At 59.3% G+C, this 18,472-nt stretch carries 17 protein-coding genes; 8 read left to right on the top strand and 9 right to left on the bottom strand.

Annotated elements, in window-relative coordinates; genetic code table 11:
- The first annotated feature begins 98 nt into the window (after positions 1–98).
- Both rpoB and IY73_RS02925 read left to right on the top strand, forming a co-directional pair.
- The gene (rpoB, locus tag IY73_RS02930) at positions 99–3,569 is read left to right on the top strand and encodes a DNA-directed RNA polymerase subunit beta (RefSeq protein WP_053961766.1); all 3,471 of its coding nucleotides are present in this window, start codon (positions 99–101) and stop codon (positions 3,567–3,569) included.
- A gap of 95 nt (positions 3,570–3,664) precedes the next feature.
- Entirely contained in the window at positions 3,665–7,618 is a 3,954-nt protein-coding gene (locus IY73_RS02925; RefSeq protein ID WP_053978804.1) for a DNA-directed RNA polymerase subunit beta', read from the top strand.
- Positions 7,619–7,713: 95 nt separating this feature from the next.
- On the opposite strand, the gene IY73_RS02920 is transcribed toward IY73_RS02925, so the two are convergent.
- From IY73_RS02920 to IY73_RS02910, 3 genes are read right to left on the bottom strand one after another with little or no spacing between them, the layout of a single operon-like run.
- Positions 7,714–8,163, bottom strand: coding sequence for an alkaline phosphatase (locus IY73_RS02920; protein WP_148562319.1), 450 nt, complete (start codon positions 8,161–8,163; stop codon positions 7,714–7,716).
- The gene (locus tag IY73_RS02915; protein WP_053961763.1) at positions 8,150–8,671 is read right to left on the bottom strand and encodes an alkaline phosphatase; all 522 of its coding nucleotides are present in this window, start codon (positions 8,669–8,671) and stop codon (positions 8,150–8,152) included. The genes IY73_RS02920 and IY73_RS02915 overlap by 14 nt, the downstream gene beginning before the upstream one ends.
- Complete coding sequence (locus tag IY73_RS02910) at positions 8,672–8,926, bottom strand: hypothetical protein (protein ID WP_053961762.1); 255 nt, start codon at positions 8,924–8,926, stop codon at positions 8,672–8,674.
- Between the two features lie 624 nt (positions 8,927–9,550).
- Here IY73_RS02910 and rpsL point away from each other — a divergent pair.
- From rpsL to tuf, 4 genes are all read left to right on the top strand, one after another.
- On the top strand, positions 9,551–9,922 hold the full coding sequence (gene rpsL, locus IY73_RS02905) for a 30S ribosomal protein S12 (protein ID WP_053961761.1): 372 nt from the start codon (positions 9,551–9,553) through the stop codon (positions 9,920–9,922).
- A gap of 2 nt (positions 9,923–9,924) precedes the next feature.
- Entirely contained in the window at positions 9,925–10,395 is a 471-nt protein-coding gene (rpsG, locus tag IY73_RS02900) for a 30S ribosomal protein S7 (RefSeq protein ID WP_053961760.1), read from the top strand.
- Between the two features lie 129 nt (positions 10,396–10,524).
- Positions 10,525–12,633, top strand: a complete 2,109-nt coding sequence (gene fusA, locus IY73_RS02895) for an elongation factor G (protein ID WP_053961759.1) — start codon at positions 10,525–10,527, stop codon at positions 12,631–12,633.
- A 169-nt stretch (positions 12,634–12,802) separates the two neighbouring features.
- On the top strand, positions 12,803–13,993 hold the full coding sequence (tuf, locus tag IY73_RS02890; protein WP_053962667.1) for an elongation factor Tu: 1,191 nt from the start codon (positions 12,803–12,805) through the stop codon (positions 13,991–13,993).
- A 179-nt stretch (positions 13,994–14,172) separates the two neighbouring features.
- On the opposite strand, the gene IY73_RS02885 is transcribed toward tuf, so the two are convergent.
- The 6 genes from IY73_RS02885 to IY73_RS02860 form a co-directional block, all read right to left on the bottom strand.
- A complete protein-coding gene (locus tag IY73_RS02885) occupies positions 14,173–14,838 on the bottom strand; it encodes an Asp23/Gls24 family envelope stress response protein (protein ID WP_053961758.1) in 666 nt (221 codons plus the stop codon).
- Positions 14,838–15,404 carry a DUF6286 domain-containing protein gene (locus IY73_RS02880; RefSeq protein ID WP_053961757.1) on the bottom strand — a complete coding sequence of 189 codons (567 nt, stop codon included), beginning with the start codon at positions 15,402–15,404 and terminating at the stop codon, positions 14,838–14,840. The genes IY73_RS02885 and IY73_RS02880 overlap by 1 nt, the downstream gene beginning before the upstream one ends.
- Positions 15,388–15,855, bottom strand: a complete 468-nt coding sequence (locus tag IY73_RS02875) for an Asp23/Gls24 family envelope stress response protein (RefSeq protein ID WP_053961756.1) — start codon at positions 15,853–15,855, stop codon at positions 15,388–15,390. Before IY73_RS02875 ends, IY73_RS02880 begins: the two co-directional genes overlap by 17 nt.
- Positions 15,856–16,035: a hypothetical protein gene (locus IY73_RS02870; protein WP_053961755.1), complete on the bottom strand. Its 180-nt coding sequence runs from the start codon at positions 16,033–16,035 to the stop codon at positions 15,856–15,858.
- 9 nt (positions 16,036–16,044) lie between these two features.
- Positions 16,045–16,362, bottom strand: coding sequence for a hypothetical protein (locus IY73_RS02865; protein WP_053961754.1), 318 nt, complete (start codon positions 16,360–16,362; stop codon positions 16,045–16,047).
- 72 nt (positions 16,363–16,434) lie between these two features.
- Positions 16,435–16,872: an Asp23/Gls24 family envelope stress response protein gene (locus IY73_RS02860; protein WP_053978803.1), complete on the bottom strand. Its 438-nt coding sequence runs from the start codon at positions 16,870–16,872 to the stop codon at positions 16,435–16,437.
- Between the two features lie 601 nt (positions 16,873–17,473).
- On the opposite strand from IY73_RS02860, the gene rpsJ reads away from it, so the two are divergent.
- Together rpsJ and rplC are read left to right on the top strand one after the other, a co-directional pair.
- Positions 17,474–17,779 carry a 30S ribosomal protein S10 gene (rpsJ, locus tag IY73_RS02855; RefSeq protein ID WP_003883485.1) on the top strand — a complete coding sequence of 102 codons (306 nt, stop codon included), beginning with the start codon at positions 17,474–17,476 and terminating at the stop codon, positions 17,777–17,779.
- A gap of 32 nt (positions 17,780–17,811) precedes the next feature.
- Positions 17,812–18,471, top strand: coding sequence for a 50S ribosomal protein L3 (gene rplC / locus IY73_RS02850; RefSeq protein WP_053961752.1), 660 nt, complete (start codon positions 17,812–17,814; stop codon positions 18,469–18,471).
- Position 18,472: the final 1 nt, after the last annotated feature.

The following is an 18,472-nucleotide window of genomic DNA, read 5'->3' as shown; positions in this document are numbered from 1 at the left end:
CGGAACCACTGTAGATTACGTCGTGGAAACATTCCTGGCGGCTCGAGTCCTGGGTCGCTGCGTATGCTTCTGCGCATGAGGTCCTGGAAGGACGCACCTTGGCAGTCTCTCGCCAGACCAGTTCGAAGGCCCAGATCCCTGGAGCCCCCAAGCGGCCGTCGTTTGCTACCATTCGCGAACCACTTGAGGTTCCCGATCTGCTGAGCATTCAGACTGACTCATTTGCTTGGCTAGTCGGAACGAAGAAGTACACCCAGTCCGATGCAGACGAGGTCACCGGTGAGCAGCGCGTCACCGGCGGTCTTGAAGACATTCTTGACGAAATTTCCCCCATTGAGGACTTCGCCGGGTCAATGTCGTTGTCGTTCTCGGATCCGCGATTCGATGAGGTAAAGGCCTCCATCGCGGAATGTCGAGAAAAGGACATGACCTACTCCGCCCCGCTGTTCGTCACGGCTGAGTTCGTGAACAACACCACCGGCGAAATCAAGAGTCAAACCGTCTTCATGGGTGACTTCCCCATGATGACCGATAAGGGCACCTTCATCATTAACGGCACCGAGCGTGTCGTAGTGTCCCAGCTCGTCCGTTCTCCTGGTGTCTACTTCGATGAGTCCATCGACAAGACCACGGAGAAGGAACTTCACGCTGTGAAGATCATCCCCTCCCGTGGTGCATGGCTCGAGTTTGACGTCGACAAGCGCGACACTGTCGGTGTCCGCATCGACCGCAAGCGCCGCCAGCCCGTCACCCTCCTCCTCAAAGCACTCGGCTGGACCAATGAATCCATCACCGAGCGCTTCGGCTTCTCCGAAGTCATGATGTCCACCCTTGAAAAGGACACCGCTGACACCCCGGATGAGGCCCTGCTGGAGATCTACCGCAAGCTGCGCCCCGGCGAACCGCCGACCAAGGAAGGCGCCCAGAACCTCCTCGCCAACCTGTTCTTCAAGGAAAAGCGCTACGACCTTGCGCGCGTTGGTCGCTACAAGATCAACCGTAAGCTGGGCCTGCCCAAGGACGACAACGACGCCCTCACCCTCACCGAGCAGGACATTGCCACCACCATCGAATACCTGGTGCGCCTGCATGCCGGTGAAACCACCATGACTGCCCCTGACGGCATGGAGATCCCGGTGGAAACCGACGACATTGACCACTTTGGCAACCGTCGTCTCCGCACCGTCGGCGAACTCATCCAGAACCAGGTGCGCGTCGGCCTCTCCCGTATGGAACGCGTCGTGCGCGAGCGCATGACCACCCAGGACGTGGAAGCCATCACCCCGCAGTCCCTCATCAATATCCGCCCCGTGGTGGCAGCCATTAAGGAGTTCTTCGGAACTTCCCAGCTGTCCCAGTTCATGGATCAGAACAACCCGCTGTCGGGCCTCACCCACAAGCGTCGTCTGTCTGCCCTGGGCCCGGGCGGCCTCACTCGTGACCGTGCCGGCCTCGAAGTCCGCGACGTTCACAACTCTCACTACGGTCGTATGTGCCCCATTGAGACCCCGGAAGGCCCGAACATTGGCCTCATCGGTTCTCTTTCTGTGTACGCCCGCGTGAACCCCTTTGGCTTCATCGAAACCCCGTATCGTCGTGTCGTCGACGGCCGCGCTACCGACCAGGTCGACTACCTCACCGCAGATGAGGAAGATCGGCACGTTGTGGCCCAGGCCAACTCGCCGATGGATGCGGACGGCAAGTTCCTCGACGAGCGTCTGCTGGTCCGTAAGAAGGGCGGTGACGTCGAATACGTTACCCCCGACGAAGTGGACTACATGGACGTGTCCCCGCGCCAGATGGTCTCCGTAGCAACCGCTATGATCCCCTTCCTCGAGCACGATGATGCCAACCGTGCTCTCATGGGTGCCAACATGCAGCGTCAGGCAGTGCCCCTGCTGAAGACCGACTCTCCGCTGGTCGGTACTGGTATGGAAATGCGCGCCGCCTACGATGCCGCCGACATCATCATTAGTGAGAAAGCCGGCATCATCGAAGAAGTCTGCGCTGACTTCATCACCGTCATGGCTGATGACGGCACCCGTGCTACCTACCAGCTGCAAAAGTTCGTCCGCTCCAACCCTGGCACGTGCTACAACCAGGTTCCGATTGTGGCCGCCGGGCAGCGTGTGGAAGCCGGCGAAGTTATTGCCGACGGCCCCTCCACCGACAAGGGCGAAATGGCCCTCGGCAAGAACATGCTGGTCGCCATTATGCCGTGGGAAGGCTACAACTACGAGGACGCCATCATCCTCTCGCAGCGCGTCGTGGAAGAGGACGAACTGACCTCCATCCACATCGAAGAGCACGAAATTGACGCCCGCGATACCAAGCTCGGTGCCGAGGAAATCACCCGCGACATCCCTAACGTGTCTGACGAAGTGCTTGCCGACCTGGACGAGCGTGGCATCGTCCGGATCGGTGCTACCGTCCGCGACGGTGACATCCTGGTCGGTAAGGTCACGCCTAAGGGTGAAACCGAGTTGACTCCGGAAGAGCGTCTGCTGCGCGCCATCTTCGGCGAAAAGGCCCGCGAAGTCCGCGACACCTCTCTCAAGGTACCCCACGGCGAAACCGGCAAGGTGACCGGTGTGCGCGTCTTCTCCCGCGAAGATGACGATGAGCTGCCCCCTGGCGTGAACGAACTGGTGCGTGTCTACGTCGCCCAGAAGCGTCGTATTCAGCCCGGTGACAAGCTCTCCGGCCGCCACGGCAACAAGGGTGTTATCGGCAAGATTCTGCCGGTCGAAGACATGCCCTTCCTCGCAGACGGCACCCCCATCGACGTTGTCCTCAATACCCACGGCGTGCCCCGTCGTATGAACATCGGCCAGATTATGGAAATCCACCTAGGCTGGCTGGCCAAGTACGGCTGGACGATCGAGGGTGACCCGGAGTGGGCCAAGATGCTCCCTGCGGAAATGCTTGATGTGGCGCCGAATACCAAGACCGCTACCCCCGTGTTCGACGGTGCTGAGCCCGACGAGATTGAAGGCCTGCTGGGCTGCGTCCGTCCCAACGCCGACGGCGAGAATATGATGGGTTCCGACGGCAAGGTCACGCTGTTCGACGGTCGCTCCGGTGAGCCTTACCCCTACCCGGTCTCGGTCGGCTACATGTACATGCTGAAGCTGCACCACTTGGTAGACGAGAAGATTCACGCTCGCTCCACCGGCCCCTACTCCATGATTACCCAGCAGCCGCTCGGCGGTAAGGCCCAGTTCGGTGGCCAGCGCTTCGGTGAAATGGAATGTTGGGCCATGCAGGCGTACGGCGCTGCCTACACCCTGCAGGAGCTCCTCACCATCAAGTCTGACGACGTGGTGGGGCGTGTGAAGGCCTATGAAGCCATCGTGAAGGGTGAGAACATCCCTGCCCCGGGTATCCCCGAGTCCTTCAAGGTGTTGCTCAAGGAACTCCAGGCACTCTGTCTCAACGTGGAAGTCCTCTCCGCAGACGGTGACGTTGTCAGCCTGTCTGACGACGATGACGACCTTGAGCGGGCCGCCTCCAACCTGGGCATCAACCTCTCACACGATGAGAACGCATCCGTGGAAGATCTCGCCTAAGAGTCTTCGGCTCCCTGTAGCCACCTGAACCAAAGAGACATTCACCTCGGTTACCCGCCCGGGTAGCCACAATCCCACTGGGGAAAGGAAGTTACGTGCGCGACGTCAACTTCTTCGATTCACTCCGAATCAGCCTCGCCACCGCCGACGACATCCGTCGCTGGTCCTACGGTGAGGTCAAAAAGCCGGAGACCATTAACTACCGTACGCTGAAGCCAGAGAAGGACGGCCTCTTCTGCGAGCGTATCTTCGGTCCCACCCGGGACTGGGAATGCGCCTGTGGCAAGTACAAGCGCGTCCGCTTCAAGGGCATCGTCTGTGAACGATGCGGCGTGGAAGTCACCCGTGCCAAGGTGCGTCGTGAGCGCATGGGCCACATTGAGCTCGCCGCCCCCGTCACCCACATCTGGTACTTCAAGGGTGTGCCCTCTCGTCTGGGTTACCTGCTTGACCTGGCGCCCAAGGATCTAGAAAAGATCATCTACTTCGCTTCCTACGTCGTCACCAGCGTCGACGAAGAAGCCCGCCACAACGACCTCTCCACCCTCGAAGCGGAAATCACCGCCGAGAAGAAGGAGATCGAGGACGGCCGCGATGTCGACCTCGAGGAGCGCGCCCAGAAGCTGGAAGCTGACCTGGCCGAGCTCGAAGCCGAAGGCGCTAAGGCTGACACAAAGCGCAAGGTCAAGGACGCTGCTGAGCGCGAGATGAAGCACATCCGTGAGGACGCTAACCGCGAACTCGACCGCCTCGACATCCTCTGGGATACCTTCACCAAGCTGGAGCCCAAGGACCTCATCCTTGACGAAAACGTCTACAACGAACTCGATGACCGCTTCGGCGAATACTTCGAGGCCGGTATGGGCGCTGAAGCCATCCAGAAACTCATCGAGGGCTTTGATCTGGAAGCCGAAGCAGAAGTGCTGCGCGAGATCATCCGCACCGGTAGGGGCCAGAAGAAACTCCGTGCTTTGAAGCGTCTCAAGGTAGTTGCCGCCTTTATCCAGTCCGGTAACAACCCGGCCGGCATGGTGCTCGACTGCATTCCGGTCATTCCGCCGGAACTGCGCCCCATGGTGCAGCTCGACGGTGGCCGCTTCGCCACCTCCGACCTCAACGACCTCTACCGTCGTGTCATCAATCGCAACAACCGTCTGAAGCGCCTCATTGACCTCGGTGCCCCCGAGATCATCATTAACAACGAAAAGCGCATGCTGCAGGAATCGGTGGATGCCCTCTTCGATAACGGACGTCGTGGTCGCCCCGTCGCGGGTCCCGGCAACCGGCCGCTGAAGTCGCTGTCTGACCTCCTCAAGGGCAAGCAGGGCCGCTTCCGTCAGAACCTGCTCGGTAAGCGCGTCGACTACTCCGGTCGTTCCGTTATTATCGTGGGTCCGCAGCTTAAGCTGCACCAGTGCGGTCTGCCGAAGCTCATGGCTCTGGAGCTCTTCAAACCCTTCGTCATGAAGCGCCTGGTTGACCTCAACTACGCCCAGAACATCAAGTCCGCCAAGCGCATGGTGGAACGTCAGCGCCCGCAGGTGTGGGACGTGCTGGAAGAGGTTATCGCCGAGCACCCGGTGCTCCTCAACCGTGCACCTACCCTGCACCGTCTGGGTATCCAGGCCTTCGAACCGGTGCTCGTCGAAGGCAAGGCCATCATGCTCCACCCGCTGGTGTGTGAAGCCTTCAACGCTGACTTCGACGGTGACCAGATGGCAGTCCACCTGCCGCTGTCCGCCGAGGCACAGGCAGAAGCCCGCATCCTCATGCTGTCCTCTAACAATATCCTCTCCCCGGCATCCGGCCGCCCGTTGGCCATGCCGCGACTGGATATGGTGACGGGTCTCTACTACCTGACTACCGAGGATCCCGACGCGCCGGGTTCCTACCGCGAGGACCTGCACAAGGAATGCCCCACCAACGGCTACTACTCCTCCGTTGCGGAAGCCATTATGGCCCGCGACGCAGGTGCCTTGTCTATCCAGTCGCCCATCGTGGTTCGGCTCACCCACCAGCGTCCCCCTAAAGAGATCGAGGCGGAGCAGTTCCCGAACGGCTGGCAGCCCGGTGACGTGTGGGTCTGCAAGACCACCCTCGGCCGCATCATGTTCAATGACCTGCTGCCCGGTGACTACCCCTACGTCAACGACCAGATGGCGAAGAAGAAGCAGGCCGTCATCATCAACGACATGGCTGAGCGCTACCCGATGATCGTGGTTGCCCAGACCGTTGACCGTTTGAAGGATGCTGGTTTCTTCTGGGCCACCCGTTCCGGTGTTACCGTCGCCATCTCCGATGTGCAGGTTCCGCCGGCTAAGAAGGAAATTCTGGCCGCCTACGACAAGCGTGCCAACAAGGTGGAGAAGCAGTACCAGCGCGGTGCCCTTTCCCACGATGAGCGCAACGCTGCTCTCGTGAAGATTTGGTCCGAGGCCACCGAAGAGGTCGGCCAGGCGATGGAAGACAACTACCCTGCCACCAACCCGATCCCCGTGATCGTGAAGTCTGGTGCTGCCGGTAACATGACCCAGATGCGGTCGCTGTCTGGTATGAAAGGCCTGGTGACAGATCCGAAGGGTAATTTCATCCCGCAGCCCATCAAGTCCTCCTTCCGTGAAGGTCTGACCGTGCTGGAGTACTTCATTAACTCCCACGGCGCGCGTAAGGGTCTGGCTGATACCGCCCTCCGTACCGCAGACTCTGGCTATCTCACCCGGCGTCTGGTGGACGTGGCCCAGGACGTCATCGTCCGCGAAGAAGACTGCGGTACCACCCGCGGAATTGTTGTGCCGATCGCCGAGGTTCTGCCCGATGGCACCCTCATCCGCGACCCGCACATCGAAACCAGCGTGTTTGCCCGTACTCTCGCTGAGGATGCCAAGGACAAAGACGGCAACGTCATTGTCGCTGGCGGCACCGATATCGGTGACCCGGAGATCGACGCTCTCTTGGCTGCCGGCGTCACTGAGGTGAAGGTGCGCTCCGTGCTCACCTGTAACTCCAAGAACGGTGTCTGTGCCAAGTGCTACGGTCGCTCCATGGCCACCGGCAAGCTCGTCGACGTTGGCGAGGCTGTTGGTATTGTGGCTGCCCAGTCCATTGGTGAGCCCGGTACCCAGCTGACCATGCGTACCTTCCACCAGGGCGGTGTCGGTGACGACATCACCGGTGGTCTGCCGCGGGTGCAGGAGCTCTTCGAAGCTCGTGTACCCAAGGGCAAGGCCCCTATTGCCGAGGTGTCCGGTACCGTCAAGCTGGAAGAGGGCGAGAAGTTCTGGACCATCACCATTACCCCGGATGATGGCTCCGACGACGTTGTCTACGATAAGCTTTCGAAGCGTCAGCGCCTGCACGTCCTGAAGAAGGCGGATGGCACTGAAGGCGTTATCGACACTGGTGACCACATCACCATCGGTGAGCAGTTGCTGGAAGGCGCTGCCGATCCCCACGATGTGCTGCGTGTGATGGGCCCCCGCCAGGTGCAGATCCACCTCGTCAACGAGGTTCAGGGTGTGTACCGCTCGCAGGGTGTGTCTATCCACGACAAGCACATCGAAGTGATCGTGCGTCAGATGCTACGTCGCGTCACCATCATCGACTCCGGCTCCACTGAGTTCCTCCCCGGTTCTCTGGTCGAGCGCCCCGAGTTTGAGGCAACCAACCGTGCCATTGTGCGCGAAGGCGGCATCCCCGCCGCGGGTCGTCCCGTCCTCATGGGTATCACCAAGGCCTCCCTGGCTACCGACTCCTGGCTGTCTGCGGCCTCCTTCCAGGAGACCACTCGCGTCCTCACCGACGCTGCCATCAACAGTCGAGTCGATAACCTTATCGGCCTCAAGGAAAACGTCATCATCGGTAAGCTCATCCCAGCTGGTACCGGCATTACTCGCTATCGCGACATCCAGGTGCATCCCACCGAGGAAGCGCGTGCAGCTGCCTACGCTATCCCGACGGGCTTCGATGACGGTTTCTACGGACCCGACGATGCCTTCATCGATGAGACCGGTGCGGCCGTTCCGCTGGACGACTTCGACTTCGGCGAATAGTTCCGCTTAGACAAGGCTGTGGGTGGTGTTCCAACGGGAACACCACCCACAGCCTTTCTGTCTGTAGTTTTGCGAGAAAGACAGGAAGTGGAAGCTTAGCGCTTCACCCACCAACGCTGTATGACAAGCTGGGCGAACTCGGTGTTGTCCAAGTAACGACCCCGCATGAGGTCCTGCTGGTTAGCCAGGTTGAAAACAGTGCGGGAGCCCGCACCGCGGACGAAGAACGGCACCAGTTGGTTGGTGTGCTGTTTGGAGAGCCATTCCATCTCGATAGCGCCGGAGGTGTCCTTGCTGAGCGGGCGGAAGTCCATCTTCGACGGGCTGTTTACAAAACCGGTTTCGTGGTCGGCAGTGACGATGAGAAGGGTCTCGTCCCAGCTGGAGTACTTTTCGGCCCAAGCGGCAACGTCATTGACGGCCTTCACGAACTCGGTGGTCCCTTCAATAATGCGAGCGGTCTCATTGGCGTGGCCAGACCAGTCAATGGCGCCTCCCACAACCATAAGGAATGTTCCGCGCGGGTTATCGTCAAGAACATTCAACGCGCCCAGTGTTCAGAGCCATCCAGTCTGACTCTGAGATGTAGGTGTATTTGGGGCGGGACTGGCGTTTGTGGTTATCGTCGAATAGTGGGTGACCAGGTGCAATCACAACATCCAGCTGGCTCTTGAGTATCTGGTTGGTGATGTTGTGGTAGCTGGAGCGCTGCGGTTCATGGGCCACATAGGTAGCGGGGGTGGCGTGGGAGTAGGGCACGCTGGATACGACACCCGCCGATTTGCCGAGTTTCTTGGCGCGCTCGGTAAGGTTTTCTACGGGGCGCTGGAGAATATCCATGCCCACCACGCCTTGGAAAGTCTTGTGGCCGGAAGCCATAGCGGTTCCCGCTGCAGCCGAGTCCGTAGGAACGCGGTTAGCCCCAACAACTGAAGACCAGTTCACCTGGGTGTTGTAGGCGCCAATGGCGGCATAAGTGGATTGGGCTACGTATGGCCAGCGCTGGAAACCAGGCTGGGGCTTGTTGTGTGCTTTTATTCCGCCGCGGGACACCTAGTAACCGGTGCTGTTCCGGTAGTGCAGGTTGTACAGGTCGAGAGTGTTAAAGCCCATGCCGTCACCGATCATGACGATGACGTTTTTGGGGACCCCGGTGGGGTTCTCCAGCCCGGGCATAGCGTGTGCGACGGGGGAGAAGGGGGCCAGTGCGAGGGCCGAGACGCTGGCGGCAGCCAGGGCGTGCTTGGTGAAACGCCACGGGCTTGCCGGGGTATGGGTGCGGAGGGCCCGCGGTGTGGTAAAAGTCATCGGAGCTCCTTGTGTCAACGATGTCTCCTCGACACTATCTGTCCTGTTCAAACAGCATCCCATCAACGGGTAACAAAGAGTTGAAACTTCCGGATCTGTACAGCACTAGTGGGGCAGTCTTCTGGCATAAGGCACGGTAGTGTTCCACTTCAGCAACGTGACGAGTCCATCGGCTCGATGCGGGTGGAACTGACAGAATCCCGGAAAACTATGTCTCCCGATCTGGTGATGGAGTGGGGAGATCGCTGAATTTATCATGATTCTTATGGGCACTGACCCCGTATCGCTGTGACGGAAACGGGGTTCCCTTGGTGTCAAAGCGGGTGCATACGGACACTCTGGAATGGACGTATAGAGGCATCGATGATGGTGTCCGTAAATTCTTTGAGTTTGGTTTCCAGGGTTTTTCACACTAGCATTGATAACCGTGCCCACAACACGTGGGCGGGTTATTGTCCCAGGTAAGCCAGCGAGAGCGGCCGACGTGCTCTTTCTTACACAAAAAACGGCTCTGATCTGGACATTGTGCCCCATTAGCTTTTATTGCGCATGGGGGAGACCCCCAGACGCCCCTTCCCGTTGCCACAAGGTGCGGGTTACTAACACATTGAGGAAAGTCGGTTCATGCCAACTATTCAGCAGCTGGTCCGCAAGGGCCGCCAGGATAAGACCGCAGTCACCAAGACTGCAGCTTTGAAGGGCAGCCCGCAGCGCCGTGGCGTGTGCACTCGTGTGTACACCACTACCCCTAAGAAGCCGAACTCTGCCCTTCGTAAGGTTGCCCGTGTGCGCCTCTCGTCCGGCATTGAGGTATCCGCTTACATCCCCGGTGAAGGACACAACCTCCAGGAGCACTCCATGGTGCTTGTCCGTGGCGGTCGTGTGAAGGACCTCCCGGGTGTTCGTTACAAGATTGTCCGTGGCGCTCTGGATACCCAGGGCGTGAAGGGTCGCAAGCAGGCTCGTTCCCGCTACGGTGCCAAGAAGGAGAAGTAAACATGCCTCGTAAAGGTCCCGCCCCGAAGCGGCCTCTCGTCAACGATCCTGTTTACGGTTCCCCGCTGGTCACCCAGCTCGTGAACAAGATTCTCGTCGACGGTAAGAAGTCCACCGCCGAGCGCATCGTCTACGGCGCTCTGGAAATGTGCCGTGAGAAGACTGGCACCGACCCCGTCAACACCCTCAAGAAGGCTCTCGACAACGTTCGTCCGTCCCTCGAGGTTCGTTCTCGCCGCGTCGGTGGCGCCACCTACCAGGTGCCCGTTGAGGTGCGTCCTGGCCGTGCCACTACTCTGGCTCTGCGCTGGATCGTCGCTTTCTCCCGTCAGCGTCGCGAGAAGACCATGGCTGAGCGTCTCGCCAACGAGCTGCTCGATGCCTCCAACGGTCTTGGCGCCTCTGTGAAGCGTCGTGAAGACACTCACAAGATGGCAGAAGCCAACAAGGCCTTCGCTCACTACCGCTGGTGACGCTACGGCAGTGCCTCACTACACTAGGAGATGCACTGTCCAGAACGTTCAGCTTTAGCGGCGTTCGCGCAACTGACCTATGTCAAAAGAGGATCCCCCGCGGATCCATGATCGAACGGAGAGTTCGAAGTGGCACTTGAAGTGCTTAAGGACCTGAGTAAGGTTCGCAACATCGGCATCATGGCTCACATCGATGCTGGTAAGACCACTGCTACCGAGCGCATCCTGTTCTACACCGGTATCAACTACAAGATCGGTGAGACTCACGATGGCGCTTCCACCATGGACTGGATGGAGCAGGAAAAGGAACGCGGTATTACCATTACCTCCGCGGCCACCACCTGCTACTGGAAGGGCGCCCAGCTCAACATCATCGACACCCCCGGCCACGTGGACTTCACCGTTGAGGTGGAGCGCTCCCTCCGTGTGCTTGACGGTGCTGTCGCCGTTTTCGACGGCAAGGAAGGCGTCGAACCGCAGTCCGAACAGGTGTGGCGTCAGGCCTCCAAGTACGACGTCCCCCGCATCTGCTTCATCAACAAGATGGACAAGATGGGTGCGGACTTTTACTTCTCTGTCAAGACCATTGAAGATCGCCTCGGTGCTAAGCCACTGGTTCTGCAGCTCCCCATCGGCGCTGAAGACGCCTTCGACGGCGTTGTTGACCTGCTCACCATGAAGGCCCTCATGTGGCCGGGCAAGGTGGAGCCGGGCCAGGAGCCGAGCGTCGAAGAGATCCCCGCGGATCTCGCCGACCGTGCTGCTGAATACCGTGAGAAGCTCATCGAGACCGTTGCTGAGTCCGATGAAGAACTCATGGAAAAGTACTTCGCAGGTGAAGAACTTACCCTCGATGAAATCAAGGGTGCTATCCGCAAGCTCACTATCAACTCCGAGGCCTACCCCGTCATCTGCGGTACCGCTTTCAAGAACAAGGGTGTGCAGCCTCTCCTTGACGCCATCACCGACTACCTTCCCTGCCCGCTGGACGTTCCCAGCATCGCCGGCCACGCTGTCAATGATGAGTCCGTTGAGCTTGACCGCAAGCCCTCCATGTCCGAGCCGTTCTCGGCACTCGCCTTCAAGGTTGCTGCGCACCCGTTCTTCGGCAAGCTCACCTATGTGCGTGTGTACTCCGGGCATGTGAAGTCTGGCGACACCATCGTCAACTCCACCAAGGACAAGAAGGAGCGCGTCGGAAAGCTCTTCCAGATGCACTCCAACAAGGAGAACCCGGTTGATGAGGCCTTTGCTGGCCACATCTACGCCTTCATCGGCCTCAAGGACACCACCACTGGTGACACCCTGTGTGACCCCAGTAACCCGGTCGTCCTCGAGTCTATGACCTTCCCGGATCCCGTTATTCAGGTGGCCATCGAACCCAAGACCAAGTCCGACCAGGAGAAGCTGGGTGTCGCCATCCAGAAACTCTCCGAAGAGGACCCGACCTTCACCGTGCAGAACGATGAGCAGACCGGCCAGACCGTTATCGGCGGCATGGGCGAGCTCCACCTGGACGTGCTGGTTGACCGTATGCGCCGCGAGTTCAAGGTCGAGGCTAACGTTGGTAAGCCGCAGGTTGCTTACCGTGAGACCATCCGTAAGGTGGTCGACAAGTACGAGTACACGCACAAGAAGCAGACCGGTGGTTCTGGTCAGTTTGCGCGTGTCATCATCAAGCTTGCTCCTCTCACCGAGATTGGCGAAGACGGCGAACACTACAAGTTCGTCAACTCCGTCACCGGCGGCCGTGTTCCGAAGGAATACATCCCCTCCGTCGACGCTGGTGTGCAAGACGCCATGCAGTACGGTGTGCTGGCCGGCTTCCCGCTGGTCGACATCGAGTGCGAGCTCCTTGACGGTGCCTACCACGAAGTTGACTCTTCGGAAATGGCCTTCAAGGTTGCCGGCTCTATGGCGCTGAAAGAAGCTGCAAAGAAGGCTTCACCGGTCCTCCTCGAGCCCATTATGGACGTGGAGGTTGTTACCCCTGAGGAGTACATGGGTGACGTAATCGGTGACCTCAACTCCCGCCGTGGTCAGGTTAAGGCCATGGAAGAGCGCAGTGGCGCACGTGTGGTGAAAGCCGACGTCCCGCTGTCTGAAATGTTCGGCTATGTTGGAGACCTTCGGTCGAAGACCCAGGGCCGAGCCAACTACACGATGGTCTTCGGATCCTATGCTGAGGTTCCTCAGAATGTGGGGAAGGAAATCATCGCGAAGGCTAACGGAGAGTAATCTTCGTGGCCCTGACCCTGCTGACTGCCTAGTCGCGGGAAACTTGTGACTAGGCAATTGGCAGAAATGCCAGCTACACTTAACCAAGTAGCATCTGACCAAAGATCTGAACCAAACAAGAATTACTAGCGCCCGCTGGTAATTCATGATCGTCCAGGAGGACAACAAAGTGGCGAAGGCTAAGTTCGAGCGGACCAAGCCGCACGTAAACATTGGCACCATCGGTCACGTCGACCATGGCAAGACCACCCTGACCGCAGCTATCACCAAGGCGCTCGCGGAGAAGTACCCCGATCTCAACGCTTCCTTCGCGTTCGATGAGATCGACAAGGCCCCTGAAGAGAAGGCCCGTGGTATTACCATCAACATCTCCCACGTGGAGTACCAGACCGAGAAGCGTCACTACGCACACGTCGACGCCCCCGGCCACGCTGACTACATCAAGAACATGATCACCGGTGCTGCTCAGATGGACGGTGCCATCCTCGTGGTCGCCGCCACCGACGGCCCGATGCCGCAGACCCGTGAGCACGTGCTCCTTGCCCGCCAGGTGGGCGTCCCCTACATCGTCGTCGCTCTCAACAAGTGCGACATGGTTGACGATGAGGAAATCCTCGAGCTCGTCGAGATGGAAGTTCGCGAACTGCTCGCTTCCCAGGAGTACGACGAGGACGCCCCGATTGTCCGCGTTTCCGCGTACCAGGCCCTCCAAGGCGACGAGAAGTGGATGGAATCCATCATCGAGCTCATGGATGCCGTTGACGAGTCCGTTCCGGATCCGGTTCGTGAAACCGACAAGCCCTTCCTCATGCCCATCGAGGATGTCTTCACCATTACCGGTCGTGGCACCGTTGTCACCGGTCGTATCGAGCGTGGCGTGATCCACCTCAACGAAGACGTCGAGCTCATCGGTATCCGCGATAAGGCCACCTCCACCACCGTTACCGGTATCGAAATGTTCCGCAAGATGCTCGATGACGGCGAAGCTGGCGACAACGTCGGCCTTCTCCTCCGTGGTGTCAAGCGCGAAGACGTCGAGCGTGGCCAGTGTGTCTGTGCCCCCGGTGCCTACACCCCGCACACCAGCTTCGAGGGTTCCGTCTACGTCCTGTCCAAGGATGAGGGCGGCCGCCACACCCCGTTCTTCAACGACTACCGTCCGCAGTTCTACTTCCGTACCACTGACGTGACCGGTGTCGTGAAGCTCGCCGAAGGCACCGAGATGGTTATGCCTGGCGACAACTGCGAGATGAGCGTCGAGCTCATCCAGCCTGTCGCCATGGACGAAGGCCTCCGCTTCGCTATCCGCGAAGGTGGCCGTACCGTCGGCGCCGGCCGTGTTACCAAGATCATCAAGTAAGTGATCTGCTCCGTCAGGGGTAACACACCGAGCACAGATTAAGCTCACACGAATCCCGCCTCCACGGTGAGGCGGGATTCGTGCTATCTGCACCCGTTACTTTCTTTGCAGACAAATTCAGCCCCCATACTCTGTAGGGGGCTGAAAAGTGTCCGGGCGGTAACGCTGACGGATCGCCGTTACTCTACGGTCGACGTGGACTTCTTACCAGGCTCGAGGTCGTGCGGAATATCCGTGTGGACTTCCTGAGTTCCCCGGTAGCGGGCAGAAGATGTGGTCCCATCGGGTCGACGGACCTTATCAAGTTGCAAGAACACTCGGGTTGTCGGGCCACAATAGCTTACTGCGGCAGGGACGTCAGCAGAGACTTGTTCCGCAATCTTGATAAGGGTGGTGATCGGGACATCAGCAGGCGATTGCAGGTCAATGTCCAGCGTTGGAACACCCCGATCGTTGATGGCACGTGAAGAGGCGGACCGCACAGCGGGAAGCGTCTCCAGATCCCGAGCCAATGCCCGACCGACGTCAGAAAGCTCAATGCGGATGGCTCCACCTGGCTGGTTGGCGTCCAACACGAGAGTGTCGGCGTTACGTCGCTTCGTCAGCAGGGTAATACTGCGGAGACAGAGCAGGACGATGAGGATAGCTGCCACGACGAGAGCGGGGAACCACCAGTTGGCGTTCTCGGCGCCGTCGAAGTGGTCTGTCGGCCAGCTATCGTTGAGCCATCCAGTAAGTGGTTCCACTCCGGCGTACCACAGGATACAGACCACGCCGAGTCCGGTGAGGACGAGACCAACAAAGAACGTGATAAAGCGTACGTAGGCTTCAGCACCACGGGTCATTACTGCTCGCCTCCTTTGTTCACAGGTCGGATAGTGAGGGTGAGGGTGCGATCGACGTGTTCCAGCTCAGCGGTGACGGCTTCGCGTACGCGCTCGACGACATCCGCGGAGGCGGGTCCGGCGGTGTAGATGGACACCATCACTCTTTTGTCGTTGGTTGTAGTGCTCGCACGGGTTACGCCGTAGACTTCCTGGGCGGCATGGGTGCACAGGCGGCATACGTCTACTGGGCGCATCCAGACCGCAGCTTCACTGTGAATAGGGAAGTAGCGCACCCGGGCGGGAAGTAGTGACCGAACCACGGTGATGAGGCCGACCAAGGCAAGAATGATACCTGCCGGCAGAACCCATTGGCCGTACTGCATGTGGCCGATGGTGTGGGAGGCGGTTCCTAACCACGACGGGCCACTGATGTGTCCACGGGCGACTGCTGCATCGTGGATAGCGATGGCGGCGACGAGGAGGAACACCACAGTAAGGAACCACACGAATCCGGAGGCCCCGGGTCGAGACTTCGGCAGACGGGGTTCTTTGGTGAGGTCATAGTTTTCAGCGGATTGGCTCATTGTCTGTTCCTTCCTCCACATCGCAGGGGGCGACAACATGCTGAACGTGCGGGCTGCTGTCGAACGCTGCGAGGTCCTCGAAGGTTACTCGCGGGGGGCGATTTTTCGAACCGGGTTGTGGGTCTGTGGTAATGACGTCCACAAACACGGCAACCTCCGTCACCTGTGCATCCATAAAGGCCTCCAGGTGAGTGCGCACTGTTTCGCGCACACTCCGGGCGACTTGCGCTACTGGGGCAGGCCAGCTGACGGCAATGTGCACTTCGGCGGCGATGTAGGGGCCATCGGTGGTGATGTCGGACTGGGGGAGAGGTTTGCCAAAGAGGCGCCCTACTCCTGCAGCCTTTTCCACGCATCCGGGAACCGACAACGCCGCTTGCCGGATAATCCGGTTGGTGACGGCCTGATCGATGCGGAGGGAGCCAGTGGCTACGGAAGCGGTGGACTCCATTTAGCCACGTCCGCGATTCGTAAAGATAGCCCGCACGTCGATCTTGCCTTCAAACTGGGCGCCGACAAGACCGCCGATTGCACCCAGGATAAGGGCGGCAAGGAAGAAGGAAAATCCTCCGGCTGCCCAGGCAATCGTCAGCAACAGGCCGACAATGATGCCGTAATACGTAATTGACATGGATTCCTCCTAGGTATGTGATTCGGCAGCGGGAACCACCAGATCATTGATGTACACATCGATGGGGACGGGGACTCCACGGTACAGGGCACGGCGAACCGCTTGAGCTACCTTTATGAGGTTATGAGGCCACCGTACCGCGATCGCCACGCGGATACGACGGGTATCGGCATCATATGAGATACCTTTGACGATGCCTGTGGGCGTATAGGTCGAGGTTTCCCCGAAGCGTCCACCATCGAGGTGGTCAACACCGGGAACCTGGGACACCGCTGCAGCGAGTTGTGCCGCCAGGTCGTCGGTGAGAGTAAAAGGGACAGTTGTCATGGGGTGTGCCACCATTCGTTTTGTCAGAGCGGAATCGTCTGAGTAGACGAAAGGGAGGAGGGGCAGGCGCTCTTAGTTGACGCGGGACGCCTGCTTTTCCTCTTCCTTCTTGTCCTCTTCGGGAAGGTGGATATCGAGGACGGAAACGTTCACTTCGTTGACCTTAAGACCGGTCATGCCCTCGACAGCGGAGATGATGTTCTTGCGGATGGCGCCAGCCAGCTGGTGGATAGCAACACCGTACTCCGCCACAATGTCGACGTCCACAGCCGCTTCGGTTTCGCCAACCTCGACAGAGATGCCCTGCTGGACATCGGTGTTGGAGCCGGGGATGCGTTCACGGAGGGAGCCGGCAAAGCGGGCGGCACCGGTACCTAGGTCGTAGACGCCGGGAACTTCGCGGGCAGCGATGCCGGCGACCTTACCAACCACGACGTCGGCGATGACGGTCTGGCCGCGGTCGGCAGGTTCGACGGCCTGGGGGGTGGGAGTGTTTTTGTTTTCAGACATCAGCATTCCTTTGTGGTGTTAGACCAGCTGTTGCGGAAGTCCGCTCCGGAAAAGCGAAACCCCGTGAACAGCGCAGCGATGGGGGTAATAATTGCGTGTTTTATTTCCGGAGTAAGGAAGCGAGTTACTCTGCGGTTATCCGAGAGAGTGTCACTTAATGTGCCAGTGAGGACGGCCCTGCTCCCTTACTTCCAAGATACTGAAGGAACCTCACAAAAGCACTGATTTTGCCTTTTTGCTGAGATTAATGCATACTATTCAGGTTGCTTTAACAGGGCAGATGCCCGCGCCTCATCTCACGACGGTCGGCGGAGCGCTGGTAAAGCGAGCACGCATGAGATGTGTTCCTAGCACTGAGAATACCCACGAGTTCGCTCCCCGGGGATCTCGGATGAACACATCGTTAAAGGTGATCGGGCGACACGCCCGAGCGCGTGGAACGACGGCGTGACAGATGAACAGCGGATTCGGAAACCCCTCGCGGCTCTTCCGGGGGACGGTGTCATCGGTCGAAGCCGACGATCACCCGAGGAAAGGTGCGATACCAGTGATCGCACAGAGTAAGACAGACCCACCTGGTGGGTGAAGGAAGAGGACAAGCGTGGCGGGACAAAAGATCCGCATCCGGCTGAAGGCCTATGACCACGAAGCAATTGATGCTTCTGCGCGCAAGATCGTCGAAACGGTTACCCGTACCGGCGCCAGCGTGGTCGGCCCAGTGCCGCTGCCTACCGAGAAGAACGTGTACTGCGTCATCCGCTCGCCCCATAAGTACAAGGACTCACGCGAGCACTTCGAGATGCGCACCCACAAGCGCCTCATCGATATTCTCGACCCGACGCCGAAGACTGTTGATGCCCTTATGCGTATCGACCTTCCGGCTAGCGTCGACGTCAACATTCAGTGAGCTTGGACAACGGCATCGGAGCAGAGAAACCAATGAGTGAAACCGAGATCAAGGGCATCCTGGGCAACAAGCTCGGCATGACCCAGGTCTTCGACGAGCAGAACCGGGTTATCCCCGTGACTGTCGTCAAGGCTGGGCCTTGTGTCGTGACCCAGGTTCGCACCGAAGAGACCGACGGCTACAACGCCGTCCAGATCGCATTCGGCGCCATCGACCCGCGTAAGGTGACCAAGCCGGTGGCTGGCCACTTCGCGAAGGCCGGTGTTACGCCGCGTCGCCACATCGCCGAGATCCGCTTTGCGGATGCCGATGCGGCAGCTAACTACGAGGTGGGTCAGGAACTCACCGCCGATATCTTCGAAGCTGGTGCTTTCGTCGACGTTACCGGTACCTCCAAGGGTAAGGGTTACGCCGGTACCATGAAGCGCCACGGCTTCGCCGGACAGGGTGCCGCCCACGGTACCCAGGCCGTGCACCGTCGCCCCGGTTCTATCGGCGCTTGCGCCACCCCGGGCCGCGTCTTCAAGGGCATGCGTATGTCTGGTCGTATGGGCGGCGAGCGTGTCACCACCCAGAACCTGAAAGTCCAGAAGGTCGATGCAGAAGCCGGCCTCATCCTCATCAAGGGTGCCATCCCCGGTCCTAAGGGATGCCTCGTGATGGTGAAGTCCGCTGTGAAGGGTGGTGCGTAAT

Origin of the sequence: Lawsonella clevelandensis (assembly GCF_001293125.1) — a bacterium.
Taxonomy (GTDB): Bacteria; Actinomycetota; Actinomycetes; order Mycobacteriales; family Mycobacteriaceae; genus Lawsonella; species Lawsonella clevelandensis.
This window is presented reverse-complemented; position numbering and strand designations above follow the sequence as displayed.

Excerpts from the sequence above, each read along its gene's own strand:
- IY73_RS02870 (WP_053961755.1), bottom strand. The coding sequence starts at position 16,035 with ATGTCAATTACGTATTACGGCATCATTGTCGGCCTGTTGCTGACGATT.
- IY73_RS02865 (WP_053961754.1), bottom strand. The coding sequence starts at position 16,362 with ATGACAACTGTCCCTTTTACTCTCACCGACGACCTGGCGGCACAACTC.
- rpsL (WP_053961761.1), top strand. The coding sequence starts at position 9,551 with ATGCCAACTATTCAGCAGCTGGTCCGCAAGGGCCGCCAGGATAAGACC.
- IY73_RS02880 (WP_053961757.1), bottom strand. The coding sequence starts at position 15,404 with ATGAGCCAATCCGCTGAAAACTATGACCTCACCAAAGAACCCCGTCTG.
- IY73_RS02860 (WP_053978803.1), bottom strand. The coding sequence starts at position 16,872 with ATGTCTGAAAACAAAAACACTCCCACCCCCCAGGCCGTCGAACCTGCC.
- IY73_RS02885 (WP_053961758.1), bottom strand. The coding sequence starts at position 14,838 with ATGACCCGTGGTGCTGAAGCCTACGTACGCTTTATCACGTTCTTTGTT.
- rpsG (WP_053961760.1), top strand. The coding sequence starts at position 9,925 with ATGCCTCGTAAAGGTCCCGCCCCGAAGCGGCCTCTCGTCAACGATCCT.
- IY73_RS02875 (WP_053961756.1), bottom strand. The coding sequence starts at position 15,855 with ATGGAGTCCACCGCTTCCGTAGCCACTGGCTCCCTCCGCATCGATCAG.
- rplC (WP_053961752.1), top strand. The coding sequence starts at position 17,812 with ATGAGTGAAACCGAGATCAAGGGCATCCTGGGCAACAAGCTCGGCATG.
- IY73_RS02910 (WP_053961762.1), bottom strand. The coding sequence starts at position 8,926 with ATGACTTTTACCACACCGCGGGCCCTCCGCACCCATACCCCGGCAAGC.